General features: G+C 56.2%; 15 protein-coding genes. 5 read left to right on the forward strand and 10 right to left on the reverse strand.

Annotation, left to right across the window (positions count from 1 at the left end; translation table 11 throughout):
- The first annotated feature begins 71 nt into the window (after positions 1–71).
- Positions 72–668: a nucleoid occlusion factor SlmA gene (gene slmA / locus H2Z33_RS07130; protein ID WP_003860901.1), complete on the forward strand. Its 597-nt coding sequence runs from the start codon at positions 72–74 to the stop codon at positions 666–668.
- 82 nt (positions 669–750) lie between these two features.
- Here slmA and pyrE read toward each other — a convergent pair whose 3' ends face one another.
- The gene (pyrE, locus tag H2Z33_RS07135; RefSeq protein WP_063135316.1) at positions 751–1,392 is read right to left on the reverse strand and encodes an orotate phosphoribosyltransferase; all 642 of its coding nucleotides are present in this window, start codon (positions 1,390–1,392) and stop codon (positions 751–753) included.
- 66 nt (positions 1,393–1,458) lie between these two features.
- Positions 1,459–2,175, reverse strand: coding sequence for a ribonuclease PH (gene rph, locus H2Z33_RS07140; protein WP_015570044.1), 717 nt, complete (start codon positions 2,173–2,175; stop codon positions 1,459–1,461).
- A 125-nt stretch (positions 2,176–2,300) separates the two neighbouring features.
- On the opposite strand from rph, the gene H2Z33_RS07145 reads away from it, so the two are divergent.
- Positions 2,301–3,164: a YicC/YloC family endoribonuclease gene (locus H2Z33_RS07145; RefSeq protein WP_003860907.1), complete on the forward strand. Its 864-nt coding sequence runs from the start codon at positions 2,301–2,303 to the stop codon at positions 3,162–3,164.
- Between the two features lie 208 nt (positions 3,165–3,372).
- Positions 3,373–3,990, forward strand: a complete 618-nt coding sequence (locus H2Z33_RS07150; RefSeq protein ID WP_032672156.1) for a trimeric intracellular cation channel family protein — start codon at positions 3,373–3,375, stop codon at positions 3,988–3,990.
- A 26-nt stretch (positions 3,991–4,016) separates the two neighbouring features.
- On the opposite strand, the gene etk is transcribed toward H2Z33_RS07150, so the two are convergent.
- The 8 genes from etk to ligB form a co-directional block, all read right to left on the reverse strand.
- Complete coding sequence (etk, locus tag H2Z33_RS07155) at positions 4,017–6,194, reverse strand: tyrosine-protein kinase (protein WP_063135317.1); 2,178 nt, start codon at positions 6,192–6,194, stop codon at positions 4,017–4,019.
- 22 nt (positions 6,195–6,216) lie between these two features.
- Positions 6,217–6,660 (reverse strand): protein-tyrosine-phosphatase, encoded by a 444-nt coding sequence (locus tag H2Z33_RS07160; protein WP_015570047.1) that lies wholly within the window; start codon positions 6,658–6,660, stop codon positions 6,217–6,219.
- Entirely contained in the window at positions 6,648–7,781 is a 1,134-nt protein-coding gene (locus H2Z33_RS07165; protein WP_032652117.1) for a polysaccharide export protein, read from the reverse strand. Before H2Z33_RS07165 ends, H2Z33_RS07160 begins: the two co-directional genes overlap by 13 nt.
- 43 nt (positions 7,782–7,824) lie before the next feature.
- Positions 7,825–9,918, reverse strand: coding sequence for a YjbH domain-containing protein (locus H2Z33_RS07170; RefSeq protein WP_074133811.1), 2,094 nt, complete (start codon positions 9,916–9,918; stop codon positions 7,825–7,827).
- Positions 9,918–10,655: a capsule biosynthesis GfcC family protein gene (locus H2Z33_RS07175; protein ID WP_047637999.1), complete on the reverse strand. Its 738-nt coding sequence runs from the start codon at positions 10,653–10,655 to the stop codon at positions 9,918–9,920. Before H2Z33_RS07175 ends, H2Z33_RS07170 begins: the two co-directional genes overlap by 1 nt.
- Positions 10,652–11,296, reverse strand: coding sequence for a YjbF family lipoprotein (locus H2Z33_RS07180; protein WP_047638000.1), 645 nt, complete (start codon positions 11,294–11,296; stop codon positions 10,652–10,654). Before H2Z33_RS07180 ends, H2Z33_RS07175 begins: the two co-directional genes overlap by 4 nt.
- A gap of 115 nt (positions 11,297–11,411) precedes the next feature.
- Complete coding sequence (locus tag H2Z33_RS07185) at positions 11,412–11,708, reverse strand: hypothetical protein (RefSeq protein ID WP_017383628.1); 297 nt, start codon at positions 11,706–11,708, stop codon at positions 11,412–11,414.
- Between the two features lie 704 nt (positions 11,709–12,412).
- Positions 12,413–14,083 (reverse strand): NAD-dependent DNA ligase LigB, encoded by a 1,671-nt coding sequence (gene ligB, locus H2Z33_RS07190; protein ID WP_063135320.1) that lies wholly within the window; start codon positions 14,081–14,083, stop codon positions 12,413–12,415.
- A 250-nt stretch (positions 14,084–14,333) separates the two neighbouring features.
- On the opposite strand from ligB, the gene gmk reads away from it, so the two are divergent.
- Both gmk and rpoZ read left to right on the forward strand, forming a co-directional pair.
- Positions 14,334–14,957 (forward strand): guanylate kinase, encoded by a 624-nt coding sequence (gene gmk, locus H2Z33_RS07195; RefSeq protein ID WP_006177710.1) that lies wholly within the window; start codon positions 14,334–14,336, stop codon positions 14,955–14,957.
- Between the two features lie 54 nt (positions 14,958–15,011).
- Positions 15,012–15,287: a DNA-directed RNA polymerase subunit omega gene (rpoZ, locus tag H2Z33_RS07200; RefSeq protein WP_000135058.1), complete on the forward strand. Its 276-nt coding sequence runs from the start codon at positions 15,012–15,014 to the stop codon at positions 15,285–15,287.
- Positions 15,288–15,300: the final 13 nt, after the last annotated feature.

The following is a 15,300-nucleotide window of genomic DNA, read 5'->3' on the forward strand; positions in this document are numbered from 1 at the left end:
AAACGTCAGTTTGCGGGTCGCTGTGTGGTTGCCAGCCTGACAAGTGCTTATTTTCAGGGGTATTTTGTAACATGGCAGAAAAACAAACCGCGAAAAGGAATCGTCGCGAAGAAATACTTCAATCTCTGGCTCTGATGCTTGAATCCAGCGACGGCAGTCAACGCATCACCACCGCAAAACTGGCGGCCTCTGTGGGCGTGTCAGAGGCGGCGCTGTATCGTCATTTCCCGAGCAAAACCCGGATGTTTGACAGCCTGATCGAGTTTATCGAAGACAGCCTGATCACGCGCATCAACCTGATTCTGAAGGATGAAAAAGACACCAGCACGCGTCTGCGTCTGATTGTGCTGCTGATTCTGGGCTTTGGTGAACGTAACCCGGGTCTGACCCGTATTCTGACCGGCCACGCGCTGATGTTTGAACAGGATCGTCTGCAAGGCCGTATAAACCAGCTTTTTGAGCGTATCGAAGCCCAGCTGCGTCAGGTTCTGCGCGAGAAGAAAATGCGGGAGGGCGAGGGATATAATACGGATGAAACCCTGCTGGCAAGCCAGATCCTGGCATTTTGCGAAGGGATGCTCTCCCGGTTTGTGCGCAGCGAGTTTAAATATCGACCAACGGACGATTTTGACGCCCGCTGGCCGTTAGTGGCTGCTCAGTTACAGTAACGCCATCGCCGGATGGCGGCTTTGCCTTATCCGGCCTACGAACGGGTAGGCCCGGTAAGCGTAGCGCCACCGGGCAATTGAATTATACGCCAAACTCTACGCGGTATTGACGCACCGCCGCCAGATGATCAGCCATCTCAGGCTTCTCTTCCAGATACGCAATCAGGTCTTTCAGCGTGATAATCGACGTGACCTTGCAGCCATAATCGCGCTCCACTTCCTGAATAGCAGAGATGTCGCCGCGCCCGCGCTCCTGACGATCGAGCGAAATCAGCACACCCGCAAGCGTTGCGCCGTTAGCCTGGATAATCTCCATCGATTCACGGATCGCGGTACCTGCGGTGATCACGTCATCCACCAGCATCACACGCCCCTGCAACGCACTGCCTACCAGATTGCCGCCTTCACCGTGGGTTTTGGCCTCTTTACGGTTAAAGCAGTACGGTACGTCGCGGTCATGGTGCTCCGCCAGCGCTACCGCCGTGGTGGTTGCGATTGGAATGCCTTTGTACGCGGGGCCAAACAGCAGGTCGAAATCAATCCCGGAATCCACCAGCGCTTCGGCATAGAAGCGGCCTAACAGTGCCAGGTCGCGCCCGGTATTAAACAGTCCGGCGTTGAAGAAATACGGACTTTTACGCCCGGATTTCAGCGTGAACTCGCCAAACTTAAGTACCTGCTTGTTAAGCGCAAACTCAATAAACTGGCGCTGATACGATTTCATGGATTTGCTCCTTTGTCTTTTCAGTCTTACAGGCAAAAAAAAGGCGACTCATTGGTCGCCTTAAAATCAATTTTCTAACGCCGCTTTCTGCGTCGCTACAATAGATTCGATTCCCCCTCGGGCCAACGCCAGCAAGGTGAGCAGTTCTTCGTGGGTGAATGGCTCGCCTTCTGCCGTACCCTGCACTTCAATGATGCGACCATCTTCGGTCATCACCACGTTCATGTCGGTTTCTGCGGCAGAATCTTCAACGTATTCCAGATCGCAAAGCGCCTCGCCGTTAACGATACCAACGGAGACAGCAGCAACCATCCCTTTCATTGGGTTGGTTTTCAGCTTACCGGCGGCAACCAGCTTGTTCAGGGCATCTGCCAGCGCCACACAGGCACCGGTAATAGAGGCCGTACGCGTGCCACCATCGGCCTGGATCACGTCGCAGTCCAGCGTGATGGTGAACTCACCCAGCGTTTTCAGGTCAACCGCGGCGCGGAGCGCACGCGCGATCAGGCGCTGGATCTCCATAGTACGACCGCCCTGCTTACCTTTTGCCGCTTCACGGGCATTACGGGTATGGGTTGCGCGCGGCAACATACCGTATTCGGCGGTGATCCACCCCTGGCCCTGACCTTTCAGGAAGCGAGGCACGCCCTCTTCAATGGACGCGGTGCAAAGCACCTTGGTGTCACCAAACTCAACCAGCACGGAGCCTTCAGCGTGTTTTGTATAGTTACGGGTCAGGGTGACGGGACGCACCTGGTTGGCGCTACGACCTGCTGGACGCATGATGGATTCTCCGGCTTGAAACGAATGTGGCTGCGCATTATACGGATAAAGGACGCTTATTCCTATCCTGAGAAGCCCCTGAAAGCTATAATCCCCCCATCTCTCCTTTAAAAACGGGAATGTCTATGATCCGCAGTATGACCGCCTACGCCCGGCGTGAAATCAAGGGTAGCTGGGGTAGCGCTACCTGGGAAATGCGCTCGGTAAACCAGCGCTATCTGGAAACGTATTTCCGTATGCCGGAACAGTTCCGCAGCCTGGAGCCTGTGGTGCGTGAGCGTATCCGTACGCGTCTGACCCGCGGGAAAGTGGAATGTAATTTGCGTTTTGAGCCCGATGCCAGTGCACAGGGCGAACTGATCCTGAACGAAAAGCTGGCAAAACAGCTGGTTAATGCGGCGAACTGGGTCAAAATGCAGAGCGATGAAGGCGAGATCAACCCGGTTGATATTCTGCGCTGGCCTGGCGTGATGGCCGCCGGAGAGCAGGATCTGGACGCGATTACCGCTGAAATCCTGGCTGCACTCGACGGCACGCTGGACGACTTTATCGTTGCCCGCGAAACCGAAGGCCAGGCGCTGAAAGCGATGATTGAGCAACGCCTTGAAGGCGTGAGCGCCGAAGTCGCTAAAGTGCGCGCTCATATGCCAGAAGTGCTGCAATGGCAGCGTGAGCGTCTTGTCGCCAAACTGGAAGAGGCGGAAGTTCAGCTGGAAAACAACCGTCTGGAACAAGAGCTGGTGCTGATGGCGCAGCGTGTGGACGTGGCTGAAGAGCTGGATCGTCTGGAAGCGCACGTTAAAGAGACCTACAACATTCTGAAGAAGAAAGAAGCGGTAGGCCGCCGTCTCGACTTTATGATGCAGGAGTTCAACCGCGAGTCGAACACGCTGGCGTCTAAGTCTATCAATGCAGAGGTAACCAATTCAGCGATTGAGCTGAAGGTCCTGATTGAGCAGATGCGCGAGCAGATCCAGAATATCGAGTAATTCCTTTCAGGGTGGTGTTGCCTCGCACACCACCCATTACTTTTTCTAATCCTTATTTAGCCTTACTTTCTTTTCCTCCCGCCTTATCACAAGCCCGCCAGGCATTCGTTGATAAATTTCTGTAGGGCAAACCCCCTCGCCTTAGAAAATCTCAATCGTGATCTTCCGCACAAATCGCTAATCTCCTCCTCTTCATTCCGGAGGGTTTATGCTGCTTCACATTCTCTATCTTATTGGCATTACCGCAGAAGCCATGACCGGCGCGCTCGCTGCCGGACGTCGCCGTATGGACACCTTCGGCGTGATTATTATTGCCACGGCCACCGCGCTCGGCGGCGGGTCCGTGCGCGATATCCTGCTTGGCCATTATCCGCTCGGCTGGGTAAAAAACCCTGAGTACGTCATTATCGTGGCAACGGCAGCCGTGCTAACCACGATTGTGGCCCCGGTGATGCCTCATCTGCGCCGCGTGTTCCTGGTGCTGGATGCGCTTGGGCTGATTGTTTTTTCCATCATTGGCGCACAAATCGCTCTCGATATGGGTGAAGGCCCGGTTATCGCCACCATTGCTGCCGTGATCACGGGCGTGTTTGGCGGGGTGCTGCGGGATATGTTCTGCAAGCGTATCCCGCTGGTTTTCCAGAAGGAACTGTATGCCGGCATCTCCTTTGCCGCGGCAGTGCTTTATGTCGCCTTGCAGCACTATGTCACCAGCCACGATGTGGTGGTTATCACCACCCTGCTGTTTGGCTTCACCGCGCGTATGCTGGCATTGCGCCTTAAGCTGGGCCTGCCCGTTTTTCATTACAAACACAATGCGCATTAATGTCAGAACGGGCAGGCGCCGGATAATCAATTACTCGAATAGTTGTAACCGTAGTGATGATAGCCGTAGCCGTAAGCGTTGCTTGCCCGCTTAACGACGCCGTTGAGAATCACCCCTTTGGTATTGACGCCACTCTGCTCCAGACGCTGTACACAGACCAGCATCTCCTTCACGCTGTTCATCCCGAAGCGGGCGACCAGCAGCGTGGTGCCTGCGCGACGACCGACAACAGCCGCGTCGGTGACCGCCAGGATCGGTGGCGTATCGATAATCACCAGATCATAGCGTTCATTCGCCCAGTCCAGCAGCTGCTGGAAACGCGTATGCATCAGAAGCTCCGCCGGATTAGGGGGGATCTGCCCGCGCACGATGGTATCGAACCCGCCTTTATCGAAGGTCTGAACGCCCTGGGTATACTCCGCCTTACCGGACAACATCTCCGATAAGCCGCAGGTATTGTCGAGCTTAAACAGATCATGGGCATACCCGCGACGCATATCCGCATCAATATAGAGCACTTTCTGGCCCGCCTGCGCCACGACGGCCGCCAGGGTACTGCTGACAAAGGTTTTACCGCTGTCAGGCGTGGCGCCAGAGATCATCAGTATATTGTTCGCTGACTCCATCATCGCAAAATGCAGACTGGTGCGCAGGCCGCGAATCGCCTCCACGGAGAGATCGACCGGGTTATCCGCCGCCAGGAAGGGGATATGTTTGGTCTTATGGCGCAGCCCTGAGGACATAAAGTCTTTTTTGCGCAAACGCATCTTTTTAGCCAGCCATTCCGACAGCGGTACGGTGGCATAGACGTTAATCCCATGCTCCTCCAGCTGCTCCGGCGTTTCAATGCCCATACGCAGCATACTGCGCGCCAGGATCCAGCCCACAGAGACGAACAGACCCAGGAGAACCCCCAGAACGACGACCAGCGCTTTTTTCGGCTTGACTGGCTGCGGCCGGGTCACGGCCGGATCGATAATGCGGACGTTACCAATTGCGCTCGACCGGGCGATGCTCAGCTCCTGTTCGCGGTTAAGCAGCTGCTGGTAGATAACGCGTCCCGACTCCACATCACGGCTCAGGCGCAACACCTCCTGCTGGGTTGACGGCATGGACGATACCCGTTTATTCAGGCGGTTTTTTTCCTGCTCCAGCGTCTGGCGTTTCTCAATCAGCGCCCGGTAGGTGGGGTGATCTTTTTTGTAGAGCTGCGAAATTTCCGCTTCCCGGAAGGTCAGTTCATTGAGCTGATTGTCCGCATTTACAATCTGCTCCAGCACCGCTTTTGCCTCCAGGTTCAGGTCAACGGAGTCATTTTGCTGGCGATAGCGGTTGAGCTTCTCCTCGGCCTGGTCCAGCTCGCTGCGCACCTGCGGAAGCTGCTGCTTCAAAAATTGCAGGCTTTTCGCATCCTGCGCCGCCTGGCGAGCCACGTTCTGTTGTAAATAGTTATCGGCGATGCAGTTAAGCACGCGCGCCATCTCACCGGGATCTTCCCCCGTGATGGTCAGGCCAAGCATCCCACTGTCCTTGCTGCGCTCGCTCACGGAAAAACGCAGCTGTAGCGCGTCAATGGCCTCCAGCTCGCTCAGCTGTGTAATCGTAAATTGCGTACCCGGCTTCGCCTGGATAGCGGCAATGGTAATGGCGATATTCGCCGCGCTCAGCGGCTGTCCCACGACGCCCTGTAACGTCACGTTATCGCCTTCCAGCTGATAGTGGCCCTTCTCGCCGACGGTCAGCGTCAGCTTTTGCGCCCGACCCGCGACAGGGGGAAGATTGAGCATACGGATATCGACGATGCCAGGCTGTTGCCCGGTGAGTCGCGCCCAGCCGCGTCCGACAAGGGGAAAATAGTTTTCACTTACCTGCGTGCGCAGGTTCAGGTCATCAATCGTTTTACCGAGGATCATGCGCGACTGGAGAAGCTGAAGCTCCGGCGCCGACTCTGGCGAGGAGTCAGGGATGAACTCGCTAAGGTTACTGAGTAGCGCGTTGCCCTGCTTCTGCTCCACCTGTATCAGCGCATCGGCCTGATAAACCGGTGTGGCAAAGAGCGCATAAAGCAGTGCCGCCAGCGTGAACAGCGCGGTAAGGATGAGAATAAATTTTCGGTGGTCGAGCAGCTCACCCAACAGGCGCACCAGATCGATCTCGTTATTCGCGGCAGACGCATCATGGGCGTGAAGGTTATTTGTTGACATAAAACGTAACTATCCCGTGTGATTAACTGAGCCGTTTCGCCCATTCCAGACTGGCCTGCTCCAGCAGCCCATAAACATATTCAAATGCGTCCCGGTTTTTACGGTAGGGGTCCGGGATCTCTTTTCTGCCCGTCCAGTGACCAAAGAGCATCATTTTGCCGCGCGCCTCCGGTGCGATAGCCGTGACCTGCTCGATATGTTCCAGCTCCATCGCCAGAATCAGATCGTAGTCGCGCACCATGGCGGGGGTGAGCCTGCGCGCCACGTGGCCCTCTAGCAGGGTGCCGCGTTCGGCGGCGATCTCTGTCGCCTGTGAATCGGCGGTGCGCCCTTCCAGGCCACACGTTCCCGCTGAATCGACCCGGGCGGCGGGAAGCAGCCGGCGTAGCAGCCGTTCCCCAATGGGAGAGCGGCAGATATTGCCGGTACAGATCACCAGGATGGCGTTAAACGTTAGTTTGGCCATGTTCTGATATATCTCCCTGTTTCAGTCAGGTCATGTACGCCGGTAATGGTCGGCACAAGCTGAGAGATCACGCGGTTCCAGCGCACCAGCGGCGCGGTGGTGACATAGACGATGTCGTAAGGCTCAAGCTGAAATTCGGTGCTCAACACCATCGCGGTGGCATCCCGGGCGTTAAGCTGGTAGACGTTGGCGATTTTGCCGTTCTGCTTGCCCTGCAACGGACGAATCACAAAGATCCCCGTGGCGTCGGCCATATCCTGATTCACGCCCTGCGCATTACCCAGCGCTTCCGCCAGCGTCATGCCGCTACGGTCCATCTTCAGGGTGCTCTGTTTACCCACCTCGCCCATGACAAACACTTTCAGGTCGTCATTACGGGGAATGAAGAGAATATCGCCCGGATAGAGGAGTTTGTTCTGGGTGAGATCGCCGCGCTGCATCAGCGCGTAGAGGGAAATGTGCGTGTCCTGGCCGTTATGGGTCAGCACCACGTGGCGCCAGTCCGCCTCCGACGTCAGGCCGCCTGCCGCATTGATCGCATCCATTATGGTCAGCGGAATGTTGGTGATGGGCTGCTGGCCCGACTTGGCCACTTCGCCCGTCACGTAGGCTTTTTGCGAGCGGAACGCCGCGACGCTGACATCCACCTGCGGGCTCTCAATCACCGAGTCCAGCCGGGCGGCGATCTCATCGCGCACCTGGGCCAGCGTTTTGCCGACGACGCGGATTTTGCCGATATAGGGGTAGAAGATCGTGCCATCGGCATTCACCCAGTTGCCCGTATCGCTGGCGCTACGGTACTGACCTGCGGGGGTGGTCAGCTCCGGGTGGTCCCAGACGGTAACCATCAGCACGTCGCCGACGCCGATGCGATATTGGTAGTTCTGAAGCTGGCGATCCAGTTCAGGATTCGCGCAGGAGTCGACTTTGCCAGGCAGCAACTGCTCCACCAGCCCCGGCGTGAGCGGATAGACGTTGACCATCTTATTCAGATCGTAATTGCTGTCAGGCAGATCGATAATATCTTTGCCCTGGGTGCTAAGTCCCTGGCCCGGTACGATAGTACAACCGCTTAACGCCATCATAGCCAACGCAAGCACGGAAAATTTAACGTTTTTCATTCAGGAAAATCATCTGGTTAAGTAATGCCTGTTTCATCCGGTACTACTGCCCTACCGGGGTTTCGCGTTCTGACGTCATGTCATAGAGCTGATATTTACGGCCTAACATCTGGCCGCCATCACGCGTGAGAGGCGTCCACGAGACCACCGCCCGGTTGCGATTTGGGCCGATCGTCATCAGATCAAGCGGGATCGAGATGTAGAAGCCTTTGCTAAAGCCACCTTCGCCATAATCCTCTTTCGAGACGTTGGTCAGCGCCGCCCAGACGCCTACCGTCACGCCGCTGTCGAATCGCTTCGCGACGTCGAGGGTGGCGCCTTTATCCTTCGCCAGGTACTGCCCGACGCTCAGCTTCATCAGCACGCTGTTGAGCTTCGCCGGGTTCCAGTAGGCGGTGATAAATCCGGTTGGCGCGCTGTAGTCGGTGAAGCGCATCATGTCGTCCCAGTCGCGCTGCTTGACGTAATTCGCATCCACGCCCAGCGCCCAGTCGCTATCAAGCGGGCGCCAGAGCGCCTCTGCTCCCACGCCGCCGTACATGGTTTCGAGGTAGCCGCCATAAATCTGGGCATAGAAGCCGTGCCCCAGCGCATCGACATAGTTGGCCTGTAAGTTGTTGATGTAGAAGTCATTGCTGACATAATCGCGAATATGGGTTCTGACGCGCGGCAGGCTGGAGTCAGCGGGAATCAGCGAGGATTTGAACTTGTCGTAGTTGTTATAGAGGTTGGCGAACACGCCGCCGTCGAGCAGCAGACGATCGGTCAGCCAGTAGCTGGCGCTGGCCATCACCCCCACCTGGAACATATAGAAATCTTCCGGACCGCCCAGCGACTGCGCCAGCGTCGGTTTGAAGCTGTAGCTGAAGCGATCGGCGCGAATACGGTAGCCGCGCCCGAACGCTGTAGTATCCACAGGCTCGACGCGCTGCTGTCTGAGCGCCTCCTCCTGGCCGAGCGGCTCTCCCGCCAGCTGTTTGCGCAGGCTGGTGACAGCGGTTTGCGTCGTGACCAGCGGCAGATGGTCACGCCGCTGGGTGATAGCGATCGTGTCGACCCCGTCGGGCAGGTTATTGATCAGAATACGGTTGGCGCGATCCACCGCTTCGCGCGGATCGCGATAGCGATACTGTTCGCCGGTCATGTATAAGGTATTGCCGTGCTGAAGGATCTCCGGCGCATCGAAGCCTGCGTTGTACTTAAGCGCGGTGAGCTGGTTTGCCGCCGAGGTATAGTCCAGCGTCTCGCCTGCCGGTGCCGGTTGCCAGGCCGGTTTCGGGTTATCACGCAGCGCGGGGCGCAGATCGTTAAAATTGGTCCGCAGGGTGAAGCCAAACATCAGCGTATTGCCGCGCTCGTAGCTGAGGTTGAGATCGGCCCAGTCGGCAACGCGATAGACTGCCCCCACGTTGATATGGCTCGACTGCTTAATGGAGCCGGCAAAATCATCGGCATAATTGTTGCCGTCATACTCGAGCTTCAGGCGCAGGGGCTGCCAGGGCGTCTGATACTGGAGGCCGCCAAACAGCGACGCCGGACCACGAAACATATCGCTAAAGCTGATATCCCCGGCATCATGTGATTCGCCGCGGGTGCAATACTTATTGTTGTCGTGGCACAGCGGGTTACCCACGTTGTCGCTATTACCGGGATATCCCCAGGCTATTCCAAAGGTAAAATCGACCGGTCCGGCCATTTTACTGGCAACCAGATATTCACCGTCGAACAGGCCGGTGCCCGCAATATCGCGCTTGCCGAGCGCCACCTGCGGCAGGCTATAGTCCTCTTCCCACAGACGAACCTTAAAATCGAACGACTTATCCTTGTAGCTTTGATCGCCGCTGAAATCCTCGTCGCTGCTGTATTTGCGGGTGCGGACGTCGGTATAACGAATCGTCCCTTCCAGCCACGGAAAGAGCACGACCGAAAAGGAGTAAAAACGATACTGGTCGTTATCGCGGTAGTTGACGCTGAATTCCCCTTCCCGACCAAAGCGCGCGTCGGGCATTTGCATCAGGCCGGTGCCGCCAAAGTCGGACTGTGAAGGTCCGGTCGGATCGGGCCAGGTACGCAGTTCCGCGTGGCAGGCAGAAGAGATCGCCAGAGCAAGGCCGCTCAGTAAAAAAAGTTTGTTCATCAGTCAGGTATCCGCCGCGTCAGGAGCGCAACGATTTGCTCATTCAGACCGGTAAAATCGTCCGGCACCGCCCGGGGATCAAACCCCACCCACAGAACAGCGCCCGGCTCTGCTTCAATATGGCGTGCGTTCCAGTACGCCACCGGCGCAACAACCCTACTGCCGTCAGGATCGATAACGGTCACGTTATTCCTGTCGGCGCCAGCCAGCCGCAGCTGCCCCTGTAAGTAATCCCTGATGCTTGCGCCCGGTCGCCAGGCCAGTTTCCCCGGTGTGGCGACCGCCCCCATCAGCGTGACGGTGCGGGGCGCAGGCGAGAGCCACAGATCGTAACGGCCCTCAAGGGAACGATCGCCGCGGGCGTCGGTACGCACGGCGTCTGGATCGAGGCTGACAAACTGCCGCCCGACGATCCGCAGGGAGCGGATCTGTGTAGCGACAGTGCGAATGGTCGCGATCTGCTCGTCATAGGCACGATTCTGCCAGGCTGAAAGCGACGCCAGCACCTGCTGTTGCGTCTGTTGCGCTCGCCGCGTGGCGGAAGGGGTTGCGATGACAGCGCCCTGCCACCAGACGTTGTTCAGCTGCGGCTGGGTGACCAGCCGGGAGAGCGTATCGGCCTGTCCAGCAGACCACGTTTTGCCCGGCTGATGCACGGTAACGACACTTGCGCATAAGGCGGGCAGGCTGAAGAGAGATAGCCCTACGCCAGGTAACCATTTTCTGAGTCTGTTCATGGGGCGGGCTTCAACATCGTCATGGCGAGAGGGAATACGCCCGCGCCGAGCATCTGTTCGCTCTGGCGTACCTGGCCGGTGGCGGAATCAATCCAGAAGGTGTTATGCCAGCGACGATCGAGGCCGTCGGCCTGCACCGTCTCCTGCCAGACCTGACAACGTAGCGTGTTTCCGGCAAGGGTCAGGTTTTCCGTCCCGCTCAGGAAGAAGCGCGAGGTCAGGTGTGCGGAGCGATACCGCCCCTCTTCCTGCCAGCGCACATCACGCGACCACTGGCTGCCGTCGCGGAGCTGCGGCGTGTGGCGCAGCGGATCGTACTCAAGGTTGGTTACCTCAAGCAGGTTATAAGGGAGCTTGAGCGTGTGGATAAGGCGACCGTTATGCGTGACGATCATCGCATTATCCTGCGATAACCACTTACTGTTTCCCTGTTCGATGTATCCGAGAACCACCAGGATCCTCGGGCCATTATCCAGACGCAGGAACATGGTTGAGTATGGGAGCGCCTGAATCTGCCCGTCCGTTACCGTCACATCCTGGCGCCCGTCCAGGCTGGCGTTAAAGGTCTCAATAATGCTCTGCTGGCTCGGCGTACATCCCTGGATCAGCAGAGTCATGATGAGCAGAATAAACAGTCTCACCAGAAATCCTTGATTAAATAACATTGAAATCAATTAAATACCCGGCTTTGATATCGCCACCGGGTCAAGTCGTTGCGCTGTTCAGCGCAAGGCTATATCGCCTTGCGCACCAGCCTTAGCGGGTAACTGTCGTCGTGGAAGTACCATTGCCTGAGTCATCGCCACTGTCGCTTGCCGCGACAACGGCTAACGTCGCTACGCCGGCAATCGCAGCGGTGGTGACAACAGCGGTTGTCCCAATCGCGCCTGCCGCCAGTCCCCCCGTAGTGCCAGCGGTAGTTCCCACCGTTGCTCCGGTTGTTGTACCGGTTGTTGCTGCGCTGGTACTACCTGCTTCGGTGGTAGCGCCTATAGCAGGCAGGGCAGTCGCCAGCGTGAGTGCCGTCAGCACTGTACAAAGCGTCCTTTTCATTTTTGGTCCTCATTCAAATGAAGGAAAATATGAGCACCTGGAAACCAGGTCCCGGTTAACGGGCATAAAGCCCGGGGCTGAATTCCGGCCCGACAGGGACGGAAAATCATCCATGTAAAAGCCCTGGGCTCTGAACACCAGCGCATATAAACCGCCAGGATATATTTCGGTACCCTTAATTGCTTCAATTGGAGTTCAGATAGTTAACTCCCTCACGGGGTGCAAAAAGAAAGGAAAACGCAGAAGTGATGCGAAATGCACCCCAGCGGTAACTACCTTAAAAATTTTGGATAAGATAATTCTTATAATAATTTGACGCAATGATTTCCGGCAGAATAAATATGACTAATTGTTAACCAGAAAACACTCAACATATTATTAATAAAATAGTTAAACAGCTGAAATTAAAAGCAAAAATACGAACAATACTCAGGCTGCATTGCCTATAACTCCTTCATTCCCGGCTATTGCCCTCGATTAATAGTGATTGAGATCAATTAAGCCGTTCTCTCAAAGAAAATAAAAACGCAAGCAGAGCAAATTCTGAAATTGGGTTCAGGGATAATATTTCCTCAAAATATATTTACCATGAATAATTCATTTATATTCATAATTATTGCGTATATAAACCGCGTCTCATAAATACGCTATTCACGGCAGCGGAAGTGTGCCCCCTCGCCAGTCTGTTCAGGAGCGCACGCAGATTAAAATCCACCGATGTGCTCTGCGGCCAGCCATTTTGCCAGGGCATCAATCTGAGGCTGATGCAGCCAGTTTACGATCTGGCGGGCCTTCTCCTGCCCGACACCCGGCAGCATCCGCCACTCCGCTTCGCTTCGCTGAATCAGCGCCTGCCAGGTGCGATCCCCTGCCGCCTTGAGCGTCGACCGGGCCAGCGGTATTCCCATCGCGGTGATCCAGCGGATAAAAGGTCGCTCCCGCGCCAGGTTAAACTGATGCCACAGCGCAGCGCCATGCGATGCCGATATCCCCGCCGTCGCGGTGAGCTGCGCCTGCGTGAGCTGTAGCCAGGAGAAGAGGTGCTTAAACCGATGCGCCTGATAGAGGGTCCGCCATCCTGATTCGCCCATTCCTTCGATATCTAACGCCTGCCTGGAACTTAGCCACGTCAGCCGGGCAAAAAATTGCTCCATGCACTCCGGGGAGGCATAGAAACAGGTTAAGCCGTTATAGCGCGATGAGGGCGGCTGCGGTTTACGGCGATCCACATTGCGCCACACCACGTTATCCAGCCGGGGAATACCTTGTCCCGCCAGGCTTACCAGCACCTGATCGCCGGGGGCAATATCCAGCCTCTGCCAGCGGTTAACCGACCCTAAGCTGACGCGCTGTACGCGTTTATCGTCGAGCATCAGCGGCTCAAGCTGCGCAATCGCGGTGATCCGCCCGGTACGGCCAACGGTAAAGTGAATCGCTTTGACTTCCGTCACCTGGGCCACAGGAAGGTATTTCCATGCGACGACCCAACTCCCTTCCCCCGGCAGCCATCGCTCGCCCGGCGGCTCTGCCGAGGCGCGAACCACAATGCCATCCGTGGCGAAAGGCAACGAAGCCTTAAACCAGGCCGTCCGCTGCGCTTCCACGTCAGCCGCGTTTTTAACCGGCAGGGTATAGCGGGCCGTCAGGGTAAAACCTGCCTCCGCCAGCGCGGAAAGGCGTGCTTTCATCGCTTTTGGGCCGTCCGGCCAGGCCCAGATAAAAATGCCTGTCTGCTTCAGCGCTGCGCGATCGGTCGCGCGCATCATCGCTCCCGCTACCTTCGCACGCGCGTTCATCCCTCCCATCCGCTGCTGGATATGCCCCTCGCGCAGCAGAAAAAGTTCACCCTGCAACACGCTGTTGGCAAGCGGCCCGGCCAGCGTTTGCGGAATAGCGGGGATCGTTCGCGCCTGTGCCGTCCACTCTTCCCCCTGTAAGCCGTCGCCCCGGCTAATCGCCTGCACCAGCTTGCCGTTTTTGTAGACCAGGGTGACCGCAACACCATCCACCTTTGGCTGTACCCAGAGATCCTGCTTCGTCGCCATCCAGCGGCTAAGCGCCTGCTTACTTTCTACCTTATGCACGCCGGTATGGGCGAAGGGATGTTTCACCGTCCCACTGGCAGCTGGAAGATCGTCGTGCAGCGGTTCATCGTGAAAACAGCGCTGCCACTGTTTTAAGCGGGCGTTAAGCCTGTCGTAAACGTCGTCGCTCACCTCGCTGCTGCCCTGCTTCCAGTAATCATCATTCCAGCGGGTCAGCTGCGCCTTCAGGGCCGCGATCTCCTGCCCGGCTTTAGCCGGTGACCAGACCGGGCAGATAGCCATCGCCCCGCTGCTTAAGAAGATCATCAGTATGCTTATCCATTTCACCATTATTACCCCTCCCTGTTTTGCGAAGGGTATACCCTGCCCGGGAGCCGCAGACCAGCTGCAAAATTGCATTTTACGAGCGCGCTTCAGCGCATTGTTTTTATTGCAGCAAAAAGAAGGTAAAAGCTGAAAACGGCACGCAAAATTTAATCATCCAGGGGAAAAAGTGTGACAAAGGCTACGTCACACAGCGGCGACGTGTATAATAAGCCCGTATGTAGGACTTCTTCGTTAACACATACAAAAGACTCTCATGGCTCAAGGCACGCTTTATATTGTTTCTGCCCCTAGTGGCGCGGGTAAATCCAGCCTTATTCAGGCACTGTTAAAAACCCAACCGTTGTACGATACGCAGGTTTCTGTTTCTCACACCACGCGAGCACCGCGTCCGGGTGAAGTGCACGGTGAACACTATTTCTTTGTGAATCACGACGAATTCAGAGCGATGATTGGCAGAGACGCGTTTCTTGAACATGCAGAAGTTTTCGGTAACTACTACGGTACTTCGCGTGAAACCATTGAGCAGGTTCTGGCGACCGGCGTTAACGTGTTCCTGGATATCGACTGGCAGGGCGCGCAGCAAATTCGTAAGAAAATGCCTGATTCGCGCAGTATCTTTATTTTACCGCCATCGAAAGATGAACTGGATCGCCGCCTGCGTGGTCGCGGCCAGGACAGCGAAGAAGTTATCGCGAAGCGTATGGCGCAGGCAGTTGCAGAAATGAGCCATTACGCGGAATATGATTACCTTATTGTGAATGATGATTTTGATGCCGCGCTGAGCGATCTCAAAACTATCCTTCGCGCAGAACGTCTGCGTATGAGCCGCCAGAAGCAGCGACATGACGCATTAATCACCAAACTGTTGGCAGACTGAACCCACTTTCAGTATCATGCCCAGTCATTTCTTCACCTGTGGAGCATTTTAAGTATGGCACGCGTAACTGTTCAGGACGCTGTAGAGAAAATTGGTAACCGTTTTGACCTGGTGCTGGTCGCCGCGCGTCGCGCTCGTCAGATGCAGGTAGGCGGTAAAGATCCGCTGGTACCGGAAGAAAACGATAAAACCACCGTTATTGCACTTCGCGAAATCGAAGAAGGTCTGATCAACAACCAGATCCTCGACGTGCGTGAGCGCCAGGAGCAGCAAGAGCAGGAAGCCGCTGAATTACAAGCTGTTACCGCTATTGCTGAAGGTCGTCGTTAATTAAACCTGCGGG

Source organism: Enterobacter sp. YSU, assembly GCF_016082135.1.
Taxonomy (GTDB): Bacteria; Pseudomonadota; Gammaproteobacteria; order Enterobacterales; family Enterobacteriaceae; genus Enterobacter; species Enterobacter hormaechei_C.